This is a genomic window from Candidatus Methylacidiphilales bacterium (genome assembly GCA_028713655.1).
Taxonomy (GTDB): domain Bacteria; phylum Verrucomicrobiota; class Verrucomicrobiia; order Methylacidiphilales; family JAAUTS01; genus JAQTNW01.
Genome location: JAQTNW010000055.1, coordinates 1 through 17,655, shown reverse-complemented (window position 1 = coordinate 17,655; position 17,655 = coordinate 1). Strand labels below are relative to the sequence as shown.

15 protein-coding genes are annotated in these 17,655 nt (G+C 56.4%); 5 read left to right on the top strand and 10 right to left on the bottom strand.

From position 1 onward, the window contains the following. On the bottom strand, positions 1-244 hold a 244-nt coding region (locus PHD76_13865), incomplete at its 3' end, for a hypothetical protein (protein ID MDD5262926.1). A gap of 121 nt (positions 245-365) precedes the next feature. Beyond that, a complete protein-coding gene (locus PHD76_13860) occupies positions 366-3,083 on the bottom strand; it encodes a family 16 glycosylhydrolase (GenBank protein ID MDD5262925.1) in 2,718 nt (905 codons plus the stop codon). 350 nt (positions 3,084-3,433) lie between these two features. Here PHD76_13860 and PHD76_13855 point away from each other — a divergent pair, with 350 nt between their 5' ends. Further along, a complete protein-coding gene (locus tag PHD76_13855; protein ID MDD5262924.1) occupies positions 3,434-4,318 on the top strand; it encodes a helix-turn-helix domain-containing protein in 885 nt (294 codons plus the stop codon). Between the two features lie 78 nt (positions 4,319-4,396). On the opposite strand, the gene PHD76_13850 is transcribed toward PHD76_13855, so the two are convergent. The 6 genes from PHD76_13850 to PHD76_13825 form a co-directional block, all read right to left on the bottom strand. Next, positions 4,397-5,074, bottom strand: a complete 678-nt coding sequence (locus PHD76_13850) for a lactate utilization protein (GenBank protein ID MDD5262923.1) — start codon at positions 5,072-5,074, stop codon at positions 4,397-4,399. Continuing rightward, positions 5,071-6,465, bottom strand: a complete 1,395-nt coding sequence (locus PHD76_13845) for a LutB/LldF family L-lactate oxidation iron-sulfur protein (protein MDD5262922.1) — start codon at positions 6,463-6,465, stop codon at positions 5,071-5,073. Before PHD76_13845 ends, PHD76_13850 begins: the two co-directional genes overlap by 4 nt. A 10-nt stretch (positions 6,466-6,475) precedes the next feature. Continuing rightward, a complete protein-coding gene (locus tag PHD76_13840; protein MDD5262921.1) occupies positions 6,476-7,192 on the bottom strand; it encodes a (Fe-S)-binding protein in 717 nt (238 codons plus the stop codon). 5 nt (positions 7,193-7,197) lie between these two features. Continuing rightward, entirely contained in the window at positions 7,198-8,688 is a 1,491-nt protein-coding gene (locus tag PHD76_13835) for a rhamnulokinase (protein ID MDD5262920.1), read from the bottom strand. Between the two features lie 102 nt (positions 8,689-8,790). After that, entirely contained in the window at positions 8,791-9,552 is a 762-nt protein-coding gene (locus tag PHD76_13830) for a class II aldolase/adducin family protein (protein ID MDD5262919.1), read from the bottom strand. A gap of 68 nt (positions 9,553-9,620) precedes the next feature. Next, complete coding sequence (locus PHD76_13825; GenBank protein ID MDD5262918.1) at positions 9,621-11,402, bottom strand: L-fucose isomerase; 1,782 nt, start codon at positions 11,400-11,402, stop codon at positions 9,621-9,623. A 135-nt stretch (positions 11,403-11,537) separates the two neighbouring features. Here PHD76_13825 and PHD76_13820 point away from each other — a divergent pair, with 135 nt between their 5' ends. From PHD76_13820 to argA, 4 genes are read left to right on the top strand one after another with little or no spacing between them, the layout of a single operon-like run. Continuing rightward, the gene (locus PHD76_13820; GenBank protein MDD5262917.1) at positions 11,538-12,500 is read left to right on the top strand and encodes an AraC family transcriptional regulator; all 963 of its coding nucleotides are present in this window, start codon (positions 11,538-11,540) and stop codon (positions 12,498-12,500) included. 51 nt (positions 12,501-12,551) lie between these two features. Then, positions 12,552-13,631 (top strand): tRNA dihydrouridine synthase DusB, encoded by a 1,080-nt coding sequence (gene dusB, locus PHD76_13815; protein ID MDD5262916.1) that lies wholly within the window; start codon positions 12,552-12,554, stop codon positions 13,629-13,631. Positions 13,632-13,666: 35 nt separating this feature from the next. Continuing rightward, positions 13,667-14,191: a hypothetical protein gene (locus PHD76_13810; protein ID MDD5262915.1), complete on the top strand. Its 525-nt coding sequence runs from the start codon at positions 13,667-13,669 to the stop codon at positions 14,189-14,191. Positions 14,192-14,235: 44 nt separating this feature from the next. Further along, positions 14,236-15,531, top strand: a complete 1,296-nt coding sequence (gene argA, locus PHD76_13805) for an amino-acid N-acetyltransferase (protein MDD5262914.1) — start codon at positions 14,236-14,238, stop codon at positions 15,529-15,531. A gap of 188 nt (positions 15,532-15,719) precedes the next feature. On the opposite strand, the gene PHD76_13800 is transcribed toward argA, so the two are convergent. After that, entirely contained in the window at positions 15,720-17,087 is a 1,368-nt protein-coding gene (locus tag PHD76_13800; protein ID MDD5262913.1) for an FAD-linked oxidase C-terminal domain-containing protein, read from the bottom strand. A gap of 14 nt (positions 17,088-17,101) precedes the next feature. Further along, entirely contained in the window at positions 17,102-17,551 is a 450-nt protein-coding gene (gene smpB / locus PHD76_13795) for an SsrA-binding protein SmpB (protein MDD5262912.1), read from the bottom strand. Positions 17,552-17,655: the final 104 nt, after the last annotated feature.

The window sequence follows — 17,655 nt, the reverse complement described above, 5'->3', positions numbered from 1 at the left end:
TATTAACGCCGGCTCTGTACAAGACCTGCGCATACACCTGGCCGTCCACAGGCACGGAAAACAGCTTGCCGAAGCTGCTGCTGTTGACGTTGCCGGGGGTCAGAGTTGTCTCGGAGAGGTTCTGGCCGTCGTTGAAGGCGTCATTGTGATAAGTCAACACATCCGCCGCCTGTGCGACGGCGGCCAGCAGCAGCAGGAACATCGCTGTTACGAACTGTTTGCACAACATGGATTTATTATTCATAACTTATTATTGTCCTATTTTGTTTTTAGAGAAAAAAAGCGGGTGAACTTTTACCTTCACCCGCTTTCCCCCCCCTGAGTTGTTTTAAGACTTACTTCATATCGAGATTGTCATTGCCGTCCTACGGCACGGCCGTGACATTATCAAAGGTGGCAGTGCTTAACGTGGTGTTATTGTGGCTGCACACCGGCAGACCTATATAGACGTTCGTTCCCATCGCGATGGTTAGTGGTGTTCCAACCTGGGTCCACGTTGTGCCGTCAGGGGATGTGTATCCCGTAAATGTGTTGCCGCTGCGCGTCACCCGCACCCAATAGGGCGCCGCTCCGGCCCCTCCTGACACATTCTGCGCGCCCGCGCCCGCCGTTGTCCGATATTGATACGCCAAGCCATTGCCTGGCGTTACCAGCATCGCGGCATAGGCTGAACCTGCGGTCAGGTCCGAACGGATCATGACCCCGGCTTTGGCCCACCAATCGGTGACGGTTTGCGTCACCACCCGCGCGGTGATGCTGCAATCGCCGCTGGCCGGCTGATACACATACTGGAAGGAATCGGCATTGTTCCAGATGTCCGCACCGCCGCCATTGACCGTGAACACGCCGCCCGAATAGCTCGAACTTCCAGTCACTCCCACCGATCCAATGTCCTGGTTGGTCCACGGTGAAGGCAGTCCGCCGGCGGAAGTGTTGACGATCTGGATACCGTTAAGGCCGCCGTTGCCAGGTGCTCCCCAAGCCATCGTGAAGCTGCCCGCCGTCAGGCCCGTGTAGTGAACGTAGTTGGCGCTTGGCAGCGTCGGCGGGGTGCCCGTCCCATTCCAAGTGCTGGTGGCTACAGTCCAGGCTGAACCGCCGCCTTGCGTCTTGAAGCTAAAGAACTGCGCCGAGCCGCCCGATGGCGTCAGTGAAACGGTTTCATTTCGACCCGTGGCGTCAATGGCCGCATACACGTAAACGTCATACTGGGCATAGGGTATTCCGGAAACAGTCAGGGTCGGAGCACCGGGCCAGCCATTAAAAAGCTCACCTGAGGCCAGCTTTGCGTTGCCCGCCGGTGACGCGGAAGATCCTCCGCCACGATATGTCCCGTTGGCACTGCCGGTCAGCTTCGTGCTGGTGGCCGATCCGGAGTTGTCCGTCAATGCCACGTTGCCAAACGAGGCGCCTGCCAGTGCATTCCAATGAGTCTGGGCGACGGTTGAAAGCCCAGCCGAGTCCGTTGCATTCAAGGCGGTTTGGCCGCCCACAAACTGGATCCCAATTGAGGCCCCTCCGCCTCCGGAAGGATTCACGGTCAGAACCAGCGTGGCCGTGCCGGTGCCAATATTGCTGCTGGCGCTCAATGCCACGTTACTTGTGCCTGCGGCGCTCGGCGTACCGGAAATCAAACCACTGAGCGTGTTCACGCTCAAGCCTGAAGGCAATCCCGTCGCATTGTAGCCGGTCGCCCCGTTGTTTGTCGTAATCTGGTAATTGAACGCGCTGCCAACCGTGCCGCCCGCTGTTAACGCGCTTGTAATGACCGGCGCCACAGTCGGCAGCGACCACACCCGCACCCAATCCACGTCCATTTCCGAGTTGGCCACCAGGCCGGTCAGCGCCCATCCTCCGCCAATGTTGTGCTCGAGCGTCATATACATCGGCGCCACCAGATAATCTATTGGTGTCGCAAACTGCGCTTTCGGAACGCCATCCAGATAAAACGTGCAGGTCTGCGGATCGGCCCGGAAACCGTAAATGTGGTAGTTCAACCATGGCTTTGCCGCCATCGGCTCAATGTTGGCGCTGCCTTCCGTCGGACCCGTACCCCAGTTGTGATTGCGCATCAGCGCCCCGCCATCGACGTTGCTGTCATACGCGTTGCCGTAATCCTCGAATACGTCCACCTCTTCGCCGTTGCCGGTCTGGTTGGTGGTATATAAACTCATCGACGGCCACGACCCCAACCCGCTGGACGGCATCATGACCCGAGCCTCCCAATACCCATACTGCTGGGTGAATCCCGCAAAACCCGCGTCCACCGAGAACAACGAGCCTGCATTCCAAGTGCCCCACTCACTCTCGTTGACCGTGATGCCGCCCGAGGCCGTGACGGTCGTATTGGCATCGTACCAGTAATCAACCAGGTTCTTCAAACCGTCCACCGTCGAAGTCATCAGATAATACGTATGACTGCCTTGCAAGACCACGTTGCCGCCCACAATATTCGCATAGACCCAGCCGGCGGGCTGGCCATTGAGGTTGACAATCGCCTTGGCCACGTCGCCGTTGTTCGTCGCGTCGAAAATGCGGATATCGTAGGTTCCCGTGCTGCCGACGACGTTGTAACGCCCCAGTTGGCTGAGCGTCAACCCGCCCGACGGCGTGGTAAATTTCATGCCGACCCAACCTGCAGCGCCCCACGCCATGCCGCTGTGGGAATGGATCTGCGAACCCAGAGTTCCCACAGTCACCAGTGCTGTGCCAGAGCCATCCTTCATTCCCACCGGCCCGGCGCAATGAACGCCGCTCACGTCGGTGTTGGGTACGAACTTGAGCGTATTGATCAAATGCCCGTTGGTGCAGCTCATGCAGGTTTGATCGTGGATTGTATAACCAATGACCTTTCCGGAAACCGGGGCAGTGGACCGCCAAACTGAGGAACCCTTGGGATTGGACGTAGTCCAATCGGGCGTGTTGAACTCCTCGGCAAAGGTTTGCGTATAACCGTTCAGATTGATGTCAGACTGCCCCTGGATCGGGGTGAAAGGCGCGAGAGCAGCCAATAAGCATAAGGCTGCAAGGAGTTTGCGGTATATTCTGATGTTCTTAAGACCTGGCATGGCTGTTGTTTTCATATTTTTTGGAGGGGTTGGAGTTGGCGGGGTATTTGATTTCACCTTATAAGCAGGCACGTCCTGTTTTTTAATAATTACAATCAAACGGTTATATATTCGATTATCGCCGCTTTTGCAGATTTCCATTTATAAGTTATTAATTATAATGATGAAATGCTGTTAATACCACAGGTTGCGACTTATTTTTCTGCGTATTTATTCAGCGAATTGCACTGTTAAGAGGGAAACGGAAATCATGTCTGAAAAACGTATTGTAATTAGGGGTTGATTTGCGACAGTTGAGGACTTCCCACTTGATTGAAAGAAGATGCGTATCCAACCATAAACCATGCTCAGTACGATTGATCTTTGTGGACTTTCATCATTATCTGCCGATCCCCGATGAGATTTTGCACAGCGGAATCTATGTTACCAGTGTGGGGCAGGCAACGGTTCGTCCCAACGCAACATATCCCCCGGTTCATCATCCCTCTCTTTACCATTTCAACTGGAATGACGGACGAGTCCTGCCCGAGTTCTCACTCATGTACATCGTCAGCGGCAGAGGCCTTTTCGAAAGCCGGGAAATGGGGAAAATTCCCATTGAAGCCGGCAGGGTTGTCCTTTTGTTCCCGGGAATATGGCATCGCTATCGGCCGGACATAACAACCGGTTGGAAAGAAAAATGGATGCATTTTAATGGGGAGTTTGCACACATGTTGCTGGATCACCACATTCTCTCCCCCAGGCAATCCGTTCTTGGTCCGGCTGATTTTGACTCTGCCGAAAAAGCACTGGACCAGGTGTTGGGAAGTGTACAACGCAATCCCTCTTCCAATTCATTATGGCTCTCATTGCAGGGAATGGGCGTTCTTGCGGCTGTCCTTGAAAATTCCCCCATATCATGTGGTGTCGCCAAATCCAATATAAAGCTTGCCGATCCGTTCGTCGCTTCCGCCATCGATTATATTTGGACACGCAGCCACCATATATTATCCGTTCCGGATGTTGCGAAGGCTCTTGCGACGACCCGGCGCACTTTGGAGCGTCGCATGGCGGCGGCTTTGAATCGCAGTGTCCTGGATGAAATCATCGAGTGCCGCTTTAGCAGGGCTGAGCGGCTGCTGCGCGAAACAAATCTGCCGATTAAGACTGTCGTAACCCTCGCGGGTTTCGGCAGCATCGAAAATATGCGGCATATCTTCCAGACCAAAACACAATGCTCCCCGGCGGAATATCGAAGCCGTCAACGGTGAGCATTCACCCGGATGTTTCATCCACTTCTGAAAGCCGCTCCAAAGTGTGGCGGGGACAGGGGTGCGGCGACATCCGGGTTAATGGTTGGTGTTAAGAACGAAAATCGTCAGCTTTTTCGGGCCGTGGGCGCCGAGCACCAGAATGCGTTCGATGTCGCCTGTGCGGCTTGGCCCGCTGATGAATGAAATCATGCTCGGAAAGTCTTCCCCGTATTTTTGCTTCAACAATTCAAACGCCGCCGGCAAATCGGCGACAAGTTGTTCGCGCCGCGCGAGCACGACATGATGCGGCGGCAGCACGGAAAGCGCCCGTCCGCCCGCGCTGCGATTTGTCACCAGCACAGACCCGGTTTGTGCGACAAGCGCGTCGCATTCGCTGATTCCCGCGTCGGCTGCCTCAAGGTCATGCACATCGTAGGGTTGGTCTGTGAGCAGGCAGGGAATGCCCAACACCGGACAGAGGACATCCGTCAACGGGCCGGAATGGCGCGCCATGCGCTTCCAGCCTGCGGTATCCCGCAATGACACAAGCGCCTGCTTCATTTCAGTGTCGGAATTGAAGATTTGAAAATCCGCCTTCAACTCGGCGAGTTTTTGCGCGAACAGGACGATTTGTTCGTCGAAGGGTTCACCGACTTTTGGCAGGCATTGCCGTGAGCGTATCGAGTCTGGCTCCGACAGCGCCTCGCCGGGCGGGGGAGCCTGTGCTTTCAATACCTCACGGATGCGGCCCAAAATTTTTTCGCGTTCGCTCATCTCCGCTTCCTCCACCAGTCTTTGAATGATTCCGGGGCAAGCCGGGGCAATTCGCGCGACTGGGTCCAGGATTTTGCGGGATCGAGCGGGGTGCCCTGGATTATTTTATGCAACGGCTGCATGGCACGGCCCATTTTTTTTGCCAGGGACCAAAGTGCGGGCTTTGTCACAAGCAAACTGAAAATTTGATAGGCGAACCGTTCGAGGAAAGCGGGCTTTTCCTGCGCGGCGTTGCGGCGGTTCTGCAGAAGGTGGTGATGCAGATCGATTTTCACGGGGCATGTCTCGGTGCAGGCGCCGCAAAGCGAGGAGGCGTTGGAAAGATGTTTCCAATCCTGCAGGCCTCGCAGGTGCGGCGTGATGACCGAGCCGATGGGGCCGCTGTACGTTGTGCCGTACGCATGGCCGCCGACATTCCGGAAAATCGGGCAGACATTCAGGCATGCGCCGCAACGGATGCAATGCAGGGCGTCGCGCTGCTCGGTATCGGCGAGGAGCTGTGTGCGATGATTGTCGAGCAGCACAACATGCCATTCTTCCGGCCCGTCGCTCTCGCCGGGTTGCCGGGGTCCGGCATAGAGGGTGTTATAACAAGTCAGTTGCTGTCCTGCCCCCATTGTTGCGAGCATGGGCAGGAAAAGTGCCAGATCCTCAAGGCGCGGCAGGATTTTTTCGATGCCGATGAGAGTGATGAGGGTTTTGGGCAGCGCGGCGGTTAGGCGGGCATTGCCTTCATTTTCGGTGATTGAAACCATGCCGGCATCGGCAATGGCGAAATTTGCGCCGGTGATGCCGACGTCCGCGGTTATATATTTTTTCCGCAGCACCCGGCGCGCGATCATCGTAAGCTCCTCGGGATCGTTTGTCGGCGCGCTGCCGAGTTCGCGCTGGAATAGCGCGCTGATTTCGCCGCGTCTCAGGTGCATGCATGGAAACACGATGTGATACGGGGTTTCATGGCGCAACTGGACGATGAACTCGCCGAGGTCGCTTTCGACCACCTGCAAGCCTTCCTTTTCAAGCGCGTCGTTCAAATGGATTTCCTCCGAGGTCATTGCCTTGGATTTGATGATGGAGTGAGCCTTTTTTTTTCGCACAATCTGCAGGATCGTTTCCCTGGCCTGCAGACCGGTGCTCGCCCAATGGACTTTGGTCCCGCGCGATTCCAATTTTAAAACAAACTGCTCGAGATATTTGTCGAGATGGTTGACAGCCTCCCATTTTATCCCGGCGGCAAGCTGCCGCGCGCCCTGCCAGTCCTGGAACGATCCCTTGTGCCTGTCGCGGGCGATTTCGTAATTACCCAACGCTGTGCGGATGAATCGGCGCTGGTCTGAATTGTCCGTGGCGCGCCCGGCGTCCTGCAAAAATTGTGAGGCAAACGTGCTCATGGCGGCAAATTCATTCCTGGTTCAAAACCTCGGCAAGGTGGATGGTTTTGAGCGCATTGCCCTGGCGCGAAAGCAATCCTTGAATTTGCATCAGGCAGCTTGAGTCGTTCGAAACGATGTATTCCGCGCCGGTCTCAATCGCGGACGCGCATTTTACCTCGCCCATTGCGGCTGAGATCATCGGGAATTTTGCGGCAAATGTGCCTCCGAAGCCGCAGCATGTTTCCGCTTCAGTCATTTCAAGCAGTTCCAGCCCTTGCACGTGCGACAACAGAGCGCGCGGCGGTTTTTTTATGTGAAGTTCGCGGAGGCCGTGGCAGCCGTCGTGAAACGTGACCTTGTGCGGAAATCTGGCGCCGAGGTCCGTCACGCCGAGTTTATCCACGAGGAACTCGGAAAATTCCCATGTGCGTTCGGAGACGGCCTTTGCCAGTTTCTCATGAGGTGTATCCGCAAAAAGCCCCGGATAAAAATTTTTGAGCATGGCGCCGCAGGAGCCGGAACCGATGACGACGGTTTCTGCGTCCCTCAACTGTTCGAGGACTTTCACGGCCACAACGCGCGACTCGTCCCAATATCCGGAATTGAACGCAGGCTGGCCGCAACAGGCAATGGCTTCAGGGCAGACAATTTTGTGCCCGAGCCGTTCGAGGATTTGAACCATGCTGATGCCTGCCTGCGGGAACAGCGCATCGACAAAACAGGGTATGAACAAGGTTACGGTCATGGACTTCAAAGATGCTTTGGAAATGCCGCAAAACGTTCCGCTGCGTCATCCCAGGCCGCATTCTTGCGCGGCTTAAAGTGTTGCACAACGCTGGATTTGCGGCTGACCTCGCGCATTTCGGACAGCGATCCGACTTCGCCATCTGCGCGCATTTGCGTGAGGAGGTTGCCCATGACAGTGGCTTCAACCGGACCTGCAAGCACCGGGCGGCGGCAGGCATCCGCGGTGGATTGGTTCAGGTATTTGCTTTGCGAGCCGCCACCCACGATGTGGATGACTTCGATTTGCGCCCCGGTCAATTCCTCGAGCGAATGAAGCGTTTCGCGATATTTGAGCGCCAGGCTTTCATACGCGCAGCACGCCAGTTCGCCTTTGGTCTTCGGAACCGGCTGGTTGGTTTCGCGGCAGAATTCCTGGATGGCTTTGGGCATGTTGGGCGGGTTGATAAAACGCGTATCGTTCGGATTGACAATGGAACGGAACGGCGTGGCCCTCGATGCCATTTGCGCGAGCTGGGTATAATCGATTTTTCTGCCGGTGGCGTCAAAGGAGCGTTTGCACTGCTGCAGCAGCCACAGGCCCATGATGTTTTTCAACAGACGATAGGTGTTGTCCGCCCCGCCTTCGTTGGTCATGTTTAGATCCAGCGCACGCTGCGACAGCACGGCATTTGCCGTTTCGACGCCCATCAGCGACCAGGTGCCGGAGCTGATGTAAGCCCAATCCATCCGGCCGGTGTTTGCCGTCGGTATGCCTGCCACGGCTGAGGCGGTGTCATGTGAGGGTGGAGCGACAACTTTTACGCCCGCCAGTCCGGTGCGTCCGGCAAGCGATTCTCGTATGGTTCCGAGCACGGTGCCGGGCGGGACAATTTCCGGCAGAAAGTGAGTGGGCAGGCCGAGCTGTTTGAGCAGAGGCAGGGACCAATTCCGGTGGAGGGGATGTACAAATTGCGACGTCGAGGCGATTGTAAACTCGGCCTTTTTCGCGCCGCAGAGCGCCCAGTGGAAAAAGTCCGGCATGAACAGCAATGTTTCCGCCGCATCGAGAATTTCCGGCGAATGCTCCTTCCATGCGAGCAATTGGTAAAGCGAGTTGATTTCCATGAACTGCAAACCGGTTTGCGCGAAGATTTCGGAGCGGGGTACTTTTTGAAATGTCCGTTCCAAAGCGCCGAGGGTCCGTGCGTCGCGATAATGGTAGGGTTGGCCCAGGATTTCCTCCTGTTTGTTCAGCAGCACAAAATCAACGCCCCAGGTGTCGGCGCCCACGGAGACAATCTGTTTGCCGAATTTTTTCCCGGCGAGCGCCAGGCCGTTTTGAATTTCCGACCATAGGCGCAGGATATCCCAGCGGATGCTGCCGCCAAGCGGCACGGCGCCGTTTGGGAAGCGGTGAATTTCCACCAGCCGGATGGTTTTTCCATTCCATATGCCCGCGCAGACGCGTCCGCTTTCAGCGCCCAAATCAATTCCCAAATAAACGTGTTGTGCCATGGTGCAAGGATTTGTCAGGCCGGTTTCAAAATCAGGCTGGGATATTGAATCGTATTGCCGCTGTGGATCAAGGATTGATTTGCTTCAAGGTTGCCCTTGTTGTCATATTTTCAAGGCCTTGCGTCGCAGGGCCTCGTCGGGCCGCCCCGAAATGCGCGCCACTTGTTCCGCTGATAAGAATACCGGTCCGCCGAGCGCCGCCGCGTCCAGCCAGATGGCTGCGGTTTTTTCCGCCATGCACATCGAGGCCAAAACCGATTCCGGTGTCCTGCCCAGTGTGATGATGCCATGGTTTTGCAGCAGAATGACACGGGGCGGGCGTTGATATTTTTGGATAAAGTAGGAGGTTTCCTGACGAATTGCCTGCGCCAGAATCAAACCGGGATCGGTGTAAGGCACAAAGACCGATTCCACGTCGCAGCAGACGATTTCATCCGGATAGATCCGCTTTTCCGCAAATTCCTTTGCGCGCGGCGAGCAGAGGATTCCGTTGACTGCGGGCGCGTGCGTGTGGCCGACAAATTCAATGCCGGGCAGTGTCAATAGCCATGCGTGAAACAGGGCCTCCACCGAGGGTTTTTTTGCCTTGGAGTCCGCGCGGGAGTTCATCAGCGAACCGTCCACCTCGGCGTCGGAAAGCCCGCTGCTGTCGAGCAGCGCAAGCAGGGGGCCGGTTTTGCACTGTACGACATCGGTTTTTTTTAACCGGCCCAGATTGCTGCCGCTGGCTTTTACCAGGAAGGATTTGGCATCCAGCCGGACTGAGGTGTTGCCTTCGCCGAGGATGGCGAGGGGATGTTGGGGATTGCCGAGCTCGTGTGAGAGTTTGAGCAAGGCAGCCAGCTTTTGGGAATGGTCATTCATGCGGCTTCGATACATTTTGCGGCTTTAGGAGGCAATTCACAGCAGTAATTATCCGGACTGGCAAGGCACTATTGATACAAGGGCCCAAAGTTGGCGCAAGCCCTGTAATCGGAGTCCTGCAGTCCCATCGCGCCGAATAAAGTCCACGTACTTGGCCGGAAGATTTTTTCCTCCGCCACATTATGCATGGCAACGGGAATCCGCAGCATCGAGGCGAGCGAAATCAAATCCGCGCCGACATGGCCATAGCTGATCGAGCCGTGGTTGGCGCTCCAGTTGTTCATCACCGTATAGACATCGCGGAAGGCGCCCTGGCCTGTCAGGTTCGGAGCGAACCAGGTGGTCGGCCAGGAGGGATTGGTGCGTTCATCAAGCTTCCGATGCACCTTCGGCGGCAGATCCACCGACCAGCCTTCGGCGATTTGCAGCGCCGGTCCGAGGCCCTTGGCCAGGCTGATGCGGCACATCGTGACCGGCATCCCGCCGCGCGTAAGGAAGCATGACGAAAAGCCGCCGCCGCGGAAATATTCATAAACTGCCGGTGGCCAGCTCGTCGCCTTCAGGCATTTTTCGACTTCGGCCTGGCTGATTTCCCAGAACGGCTTGAGTGCCGGTTTGCCATTGCGGCTTTGTTGTCCGCTGCCGTCGAGCGGGGCTGGACCGGAGTTGATGAGGTGCAAGAGACCGTTGGCCGCCATGCCGGACAGTTTTGTTCCGGTGACGCGCTTGACGGATGTGGGGCTCCAATAGGTACGCACATCGGCGAAGATTTGCGGGGTGTTTGTCAGCAAATACCCGAGGAGCATGCATGTCCCGTTAAGACAGTCGTTTTCGGTGGCCATGATGAACGGCGGGCGCGTGCCGTTCCAGTCGAACGACGAGTTGAGGATCGCCTCCATGAAATCGCCATTGGGATAATGGTCCGTCCAATGCCTCTGGCCTTGGAAGCCTGCGGCGATGGCGTTATGCCCGAGCGCTTCCTCGCCAAAACCGAGTTCCGCAAGGCGCGGGTTGCCGACCATCAGGTCGCGCGCGATCATTGTCATTTTTACAACGGTTTCCCATTCCCTGTCCTTGTCGGCGGCGTTGCGCCGCAATTTTTGCGGATTCCAATCCCTGCCTTCCTTGCAATTTGCGCGTGTCCAGGCATGGGCCTTTTTGAATTCGTGCTCGTCGTAGATTTTCTCCTCAATGCGGCGGGTGAATTCGCTCATGTCCACACACTCGACGCGCATTCCGAGGTAGCCTTCAAAAAAGGATTGTTCGACAATCGAACCGGCAATGCCCATGGAAACGCCGCCGAGCGACAAATAGCTTTTGCCGCGCATAATGGCAACGGCAAGACCGGCGCGAGCGAACCTCAAAAGTTTTTCCTGAACATCGGCGGGGATTTCCGAATCGCCGCCGTCCTGGACATCGCGTCCATAAATCCCGAAGGCGGGCAGGCCTTTTTGATTGTGCCCTGCAAGCACCGCTGCCAGGTAAACGGCGCCGGGTCGTTCCGTGCCGTTAAAACCCCAGATCGCTTTGGGGATGAGAGGGTCCATGTCCATTGTTTCGCTGCCGTAACACCAGCAGGGCGTGACGGTGAGCGACAATCCGACGCCCTCGCGCTGGAACTTTTCCGCGCAAGCGGCGGCCTCGGCCACTCCGCCGATGCAGGAATCGGCGATGACGCATTGGACGGGCTTGCCGTCCGGATAATGCAAATGGGCGGACAAAAATTTGGCGGCGTTTTTCGCCATCGCCATGACCTGGTTTTCGAGCGATTCGCGGACGCCCTTGCGCCGCCCGTCAATTGTCGGGCGGATGCCGATTTTTGGGAATGAACCGATCCAGAGGTTTTTCATATGCGGTATTATTAAATCAGGTTATAAGCCGGACATGGTAGTTTGCTTTTGGAATTTTCTGAATGCCCGCGCTTGACCCGTTAATGTCATCTTTTGACTTTTTATAAAGATCCCGGCAGCGTTATGGTTGCTTTTATGCCGACATCCCGCACCCGCAGGCCGGTTCGACAGCGCGCCCGGCGTGCGGCCCCCGAACCGCGTTATTTCAGCGCCCAGGTCTCTGAAGCCAAACGTTTTTTCCTGGATTTGAACCCGGCTTCAATGGGAGAGCTGGCGGCAGTAAGCGGCGGTTGTGAACATTGTCAGCCCGATTACAGCATCAAACGCAGCGGCTTTCCGTTCACAACGATCGAGTTTGTTGCCCGTGGCTTGGGCCGCCTGTGGTTGAATGGCCGGATTTACGATCTCACACCGGGTACTGTCTTTGTGTATGGACGCAACATCCCGCACCAGATGCAGTCGGATGCGCAAAATCCGCTGGTGAAATATTTCGTCCTATTTGACGGTCGTTCGCGTCGTGAATTGATGAAGGAATGCCAACTGGGCCACGGGCGTGTGCTTCGGGTGGCGCACCCGGAGCAAATCCAGCAGGTGTTCGAGGACTTGATCCGGCATGGCCGCAGCGACCATCCGCGGCGCGTCCGGATTTGCACAGTGGCTCTGCAATATTTGATGATGAAAATCGGCGACGACGCCCTGCCGTACGGCAAAACAGTGGGCCGGGCTTTTGCCACATACCAGCGTTGCCGTCAATTTATCGAGGAACATTACACCGAGGTCCGCAGTTTGCGCGAGGTGGCTGACGCCTGCCATCTGGATCTGGCCTATCTATGCCGCTTGTTTCAGCGTTTCGGACGGGAACGCCCCAATCGTTATCTTCAACACCTGCGTTTGAACCGGGCCGCCGAACTGCTGCAGCAATCGGAGCGCGCGATAAAGGACGTGGCCGCGGAATTGGGGTTCAGCGACCCCTACAATTTTTCACGCGCTTTCCATCGCAACTTCGGATTTCCACCGGGCCGCATCCGGCAAATCTCAAGGGGTGCCTCCGGGCGGGGACGGGCTGGGGATTCCGGGAATCGACATGCCGCCACATGACGATACAATTAACCCGGATGTTTTCCATGATGGGTGTGAAATAAGCAGGTTATGTTGAAATTCAAAAATCTCAGATTGGATTCACCGCTGATGCTGTCGCCGATGGCCGGTTATACCAACCTGCCGTTCCGCGTTGCGGTGCGGAGTCTCGGCGGGTTGTCCATCGCGACCACGGACCTGGTGCATGCGCGGTCGATTCTGGAACTCAACACCAAAGCGATGCGGATGATCGCGGCGGCTTCCAATGACCGCCCCTTGGGTGTGCAACTTTTTGGCACCCACAAAAAGGAACTTCGCGATGCCGCACAATTTCTCGAGGAACTGGGCGTTGATCTGATCGACATCAATCTGGGGTGCCCATCCGACAAGGTCACCCGAAACGGCGCCGGCGCCGCGTTGTTGCAGGATGAGGAACTGACGGAAGATCTCGTGGGGGCGGTGGTGGAAGCGGTTTCGCTGCCTGTGACCGTCAAAATGCGGCTGGGCTGGGATGAGGGCAGCATCAACGCCCACCGGATCGCTCCAAGGTTGGAGCGCATGGGCGTGGCTGCCATCGCCGTTCATGGCCGGACCAAGATGCAAGGATATGCGGGCACGGTGAATCTGGAGGGGATCCGGCGCGTCGTACAATCCGTAAAAACAATTCCAATCATCGGCAATGGTGATGTTCATTCGCATCTGGATGCGGCCAGGATGATCCGCGAAATCGGCTGCTCCGGAGTGATGGTGGGGCGCGCGGCGTTGAGTGACCCGTTTTTCTTTCACAAGACCCGGCGGTACCTGGAAACCGGCATTGAGCCCGAGCCGACGCCCTTGCGCCAGATTGTACTGTTCATGCATTACCATTTTTCGTTGATGGTGAAATATTTCGGGGAGGAGGACGCCTGCCATCTGTTCCGGAAAGTGGCCGTGGGTTACAGCGCGCATTTTTCGCGAAAGGAAGAGTGGCGTGTTCAAATGCAGCAGATTGATACGCTTGCGGAATATTTGGAGGTTGTGCTGCGCCTGTCCGAGGACTCGTGGGTTGAGGAATGCCGCCGCCCCTGCCTGGAAAGCGGGCTTTTGCGGGCGCAGTTGCTTCCGGCCCCGGGGTCGGTGGAAGATTTGGAGATTGCGGGCGCGGAACTTTAACCTATGTTTCAGTTCCTATTTGAATGGGTCATGTGATGCACTCGATCGATGATTTTAACTACGCAATGGAGCAAACCCAGATCCTCCTGCCTCCGCAGAACCGGCTGGAGAGTTTCGGTACTTCCACGCTGCAATATTACCTGGTGACCGAGGAGATGGACACGGTGAATTTTTCGCGGGTGAGGGAAGGTTCCATCGAGGCCGAGCGCCCGCAAATCATCACCCCGGGAAACATCTCCAAGTTGATGCTGGAGGGTTTTGGCGAAGAAGCCTCCAAGCTGGCCGAGGCCGTCAGCCGGAACGCCGGGCGCTTCGCCTTTTTGAAATACGGGTTCAGCATCAAAAAATCCGACGTCCGTTTCTACGAGGCCCATGAACCCATCGATACCGTGGCTGCTCGTGTGAAAGAGGAAGTCGCAGCAAAAGGCAACCCGTTCTCGGTTGTACTGAGGGGCGTGGACGACGCCTGGGAGGTCTGCCTGCTCAAGTTCATGCTCGACATGGTCAATGCCTCCGGCGAAAAAAACATCCGCGATTTCCGGGAGCGCGGACTGCTGTAAGATTCTCTTGTCGTGACCGGTGGTTTTGTTAGAACTTGAGGTTCGTGAAACAGTTGATTCGAGCATCCGAGTTGCGCGGGATTTTGTCCTATACTTCCAAGTTTCGGGACAAGACCTTCGTGTTGAATATCGATAGTGAAGTGATAGCGGACTTGAACTTCCGCAACCTCATGCTGGACATCAGCGTGCTGCGCTCGTTGAACATCGATATTGTGGTTGTGCATGGCGCCAGCCACCAGATCCGGGAGCTTGCCGGCAAGCTGAAGCTCACGCCCAGCAACGTCGATGGCATGGGGATCACCGATGAACCCACCTTGAAGCTGTCGATCCTGGCCTCGAACCAGATCACGCATGAAATTCTGGAAAGCTTCAGCGATGCAGACCAGCGCGCCGCCGTGACCAATGCCATTATCGCGCATCCCAGCGGGATACTCGGCGGCAACGACCAGGGCTGGACCGGGCGGGTCGAGCGAATTGACGTGCCGTATTTACAGAGTCTCCTCAAACAGGGAATCGTCCCGATTGTCCCGCCGCTCGGATTTGACGGCGAGGGGCGCACCTTTCGGGTTAACTCGGACGGCGTGGCTTTGGAAGTCGCCAAGAGCCTGAACGCGGCCAAATTGATGTTTCTGACCACGAGCAACGGCGTGGTTGGCGCGGGCAGCCTATCAGCCCAGTTCTCGGTGGCAGAGGCCGATGACTACATCAAAAAGAACAAGGGCACCCTGCCGGTTGAACTTCACTCCAAGCTGGAGCACGGCCTTTCCGCGTGCAGGAGCGGGGTGAACCGGGTTCACATCATCGATGGGCGCAAGGAAGAGGCGCTTTTGAGCGAGGTGTTTTCCAATGAAGGCATCGGCACGATGATTTATGCCAACGAGTACGAGGCCATCCGGCGCGCGCGCAAAAAGGACATTCGCCCCCTGGTTCGCATGATCAACAGTTCTGTCCAGGCGGAAGAACTAGTCGCGCGCGATGAAACCGACGTGGCGTCAAGGATCAATGATTTTTATGTGTTTGAAATCGACCGCAATATCGTGGGCTGCGTGGCCTTGCACCGGTTCCCGGACGATCCCAAGGCGGCGGAAATGGCGTGTGTGTTTGTTTCCAACGGCCATGAAAACCAGGGCATTGGCCGCAAGCTCATGCACTTTGCCGACAGCAAGGCCCGGGAAGCCGGCGTCGAACGGTTGTTTACCCTTTCCACGAGGGCGTTCAACTATTTTCAGCAAAAGGGCAATTTCAGCGAAGCGACACCCGAGATGCTCCCGCCCGAGCGGCGGCTCAGATACGAGCAGAGCGGACGGAACTCCAAGGTGCTGGTCAAGCATTTGAAGTGAGAAAGGGAGGAATTCTGAAGTCTGAATTCAGGATTCAGAATAAAGGCACAGTCATAGACAGCAAAGCACGAGGATTTTTTACAAAGAGATCGCGGAGAACGCCGGGGGAAAATCGTTCCTAGTTTCACGTTCCTGGTGCTTTGTTCGTGATTTTAGTGTTTTTCGTGGTTCAAAACATTTTTTGAAAGCTAATCCAGGAATTTTCCGGGATTTAAAATGCCCTTGGGGTCCAGAGCCTGCTTGATGCTGCGGTGCAGTTTTCTGAGTTCCGGCGTGGTGGCGATGTTCCACCACGGCTTTTTGGCCAGGCCGACGCCATGCTCCCCGGTGATCGATCCCCGCCATGACAACACTTGCTTGAACAAAAGATCCAGGGCCTGCCGGTTGGCGGGGCTGTGCGCGGTCGCCGGGTCCACCATCAGGTTCACATGAATATTGCCGTCACCGGCATGGCCGAAGCAAGCGACCTGGATTTTGAATTTGCTTTGAAGACGCCCGGCGAACCCAAACAGGTCCACCAGTCGGCCGCGTGGGACCACAACATCCTCGTTCAATTTTGTCAAACCAGTGGCGCGCAGACTGTAGGAAAAGCCGCGCCGAATGTCCCACAATTTTTCCGCCTGGGATCCGTCGAACGCCCGCCGTACTCGCAAGGCATGGCATGATTTCAGCAGGGATTCCACCTGTTTGGATTCGTTGCGGACGGATGAGGGCTGGCCGTCGATTTCGACCAGGATCAGCGCGTTGCCCTCGGGAGAGCCCGGCATATATTTGCGCGCGGCTTCGAGTGTGAGAGAGTCGGCGACTTCCAGCACGGAGGGCAGGAGTCCGGTCTTTTGAATGGCGTTTACCGCTGCGGCGGCGTGGGAAGCTTTGGTGAAGGTTGAGAGCAATACAGCGCGGGCAGGCGGGTGAGGGATGAGGCGCAACGTGGCGCGGGTGACGATGCCCAGCATGCCTTCGGAGCCAACGAAAAGATCGGCGAGGTTGAAGCCCAGTTTGTTTTTGTGGGTGCGCCCGCCCAGTTTGACGCAATCGCCGTTGGCGAGAACGACATCAAGTCCGAGCACATAATTGCGCGTCACGCCATACTTCAAGCAGCGCGGCCCGCCGGCATTTGTTGCAATATTCCCGCCGATGGAGCTTTCCTTGGCGCTGGCCGGGTCCGGCGGATAGAATAATCCGTGCTTTTTAACCGCAGCCTGCAAATCGCCCGTAATTACGCCGGACTCGACCACCGCAACGCTGTCAGCGGCGGAAATTTCCAGAATGCGGTTCATTTTTTTCAGCGAGAGCGAAACTCCTCCATGAACTGGAACGCAGCCGCCGACATACCCTCTGCCCGCACCGCGCGCGGTGAGGGGAATGGAGCGGGTGTAACAAAATTTCACCAGTTCCTGGATTTGTTTTGTGTTGCGTGGCGTTACCACCACGTCCGGGAGGGCGTGCGCGTCCCAGGCATCGCCATCATGTTCCTTCAAAACTGACGGAGCGGTGCTGACAATCCCGGAGCCCAGCTTGCGTTTCAGTTCTCGAATCCAGCCTGTCGTTTTCATTCCTTGAAAAGTTTTCAGCGGCGACGGGCCATTTCGCGCCGTATTTCCCGGTCGGTCTCGCGTTTCTTGATATCCTGGCGCTTGTCGCCATGGGTTTTGCCCTTGCAAATCCCGAGTAAAATTTTAAAGCGCTGGTTTTTGAAATAGCCCTTCAACGGGATCAGGGTGCGGCCCTCTGTCGAAACAGCGCCCAGAAGCTTGAAGATTTCGCGCTTGTGGAGCAGGAGTTTGCGCTGGCGCTTGGGCTCGTGGTTTTCGCGATTGCCCTTGTCGTAGGGCGCGATGTGAAAATTAAAAACCCAGGCCTCGGCTTTTTCGATCCGGGCAAATGAGTCGCTGAGATTTCCCTGGCCGGCGCGGAGGGATTTGACTTCAGTTCCTTTGAGTTCGACCCCGGCTTCGAAGGTTTCAAGGACGAAAAAGTCCCTGCCGGCTTTATGATTTTGAATTTCCTGCCCACTCATAGTCGCGCAGACCGGACAGGAAGCAGAGGGAAACGGGCTTCCGGGTTATTCTGCTTCTTGCTCGTCGATGAATTTATAAAAGAGTTTGCCGTCGGCAATTTCTC

Excerpts from the sequence above, each read along its gene's own strand:
- PHD76_13860 (MDD5262925.1), bottom strand. The coding sequence starts at position 3,083 with ATGAAAACAACAGCCATGCCAGGTCTTAAGAACATCAGAATATACCGC.
- PHD76_13850 (MDD5262923.1), bottom strand. The coding sequence starts at position 5,074 with ATGAGCGAACGCGAAAAAATTTTGGGCCGCATCCGTGAGGTATTGAAA.
- PHD76_13845 (MDD5262922.1), bottom strand. The coding sequence starts at position 6,465 with ATGAGCACGTTTGCCTCACAATTTTTGCAGGACGCCGGGCGCGCCACG.
- PHD76_13840 (MDD5262921.1), bottom strand. The coding sequence starts at position 7,192 with ATGACCGTAACCTTGTTCATACCCTGTTTTGTCGATGCGCTGTTCCCG.
- PHD76_13835 (MDD5262920.1), bottom strand. The coding sequence starts at position 8,688 with ATGGCACAACACGTTTATTTGGGAATTGATTTGGGCGCTGAAAGCGGA.
- PHD76_13830 (MDD5262919.1), bottom strand. The coding sequence starts at position 9,552 with ATGAATGACCATTCCCAAAAGCTGGCTGCCTTGCTCAAACTCTCACAC.
- PHD76_13825 (MDD5262918.1), bottom strand. The coding sequence starts at position 11,402 with ATGAAAAACCTCTGGATCGGTTCATTCCCAAAAATCGGCATCCGCCCG.
- PHD76_13820 (MDD5262917.1), top strand. The coding sequence starts at position 11,538 with ATGCCGACATCCCGCACCCGCAGGCCGGTTCGACAGCGCGCCCGGCGT.
- dusB (MDD5262916.1), top strand. The coding sequence starts at position 12,552 with ATGTTGAAATTCAAAAATCTCAGATTGGATTCACCGCTGATGCTGTCG.
- PHD76_13810 (MDD5262915.1), top strand. The coding sequence starts at position 13,667 with ATGCACTCGATCGATGATTTTAACTACGCAATGGAGCAAACCCAGATC.
- PHD76_13800 (MDD5262913.1), bottom strand. The coding sequence starts at position 17,087 with ATGAAAACGACAGGCTGGATTCGAGAACTGAAACGCAAGCTGGGCTCC.
- smpB (MDD5262912.1), bottom strand. The coding sequence starts at position 17,551 with ATGAGTGGGCAGGAAATTCAAAATCATAAAGCCGGCAGGGACTTTTTC.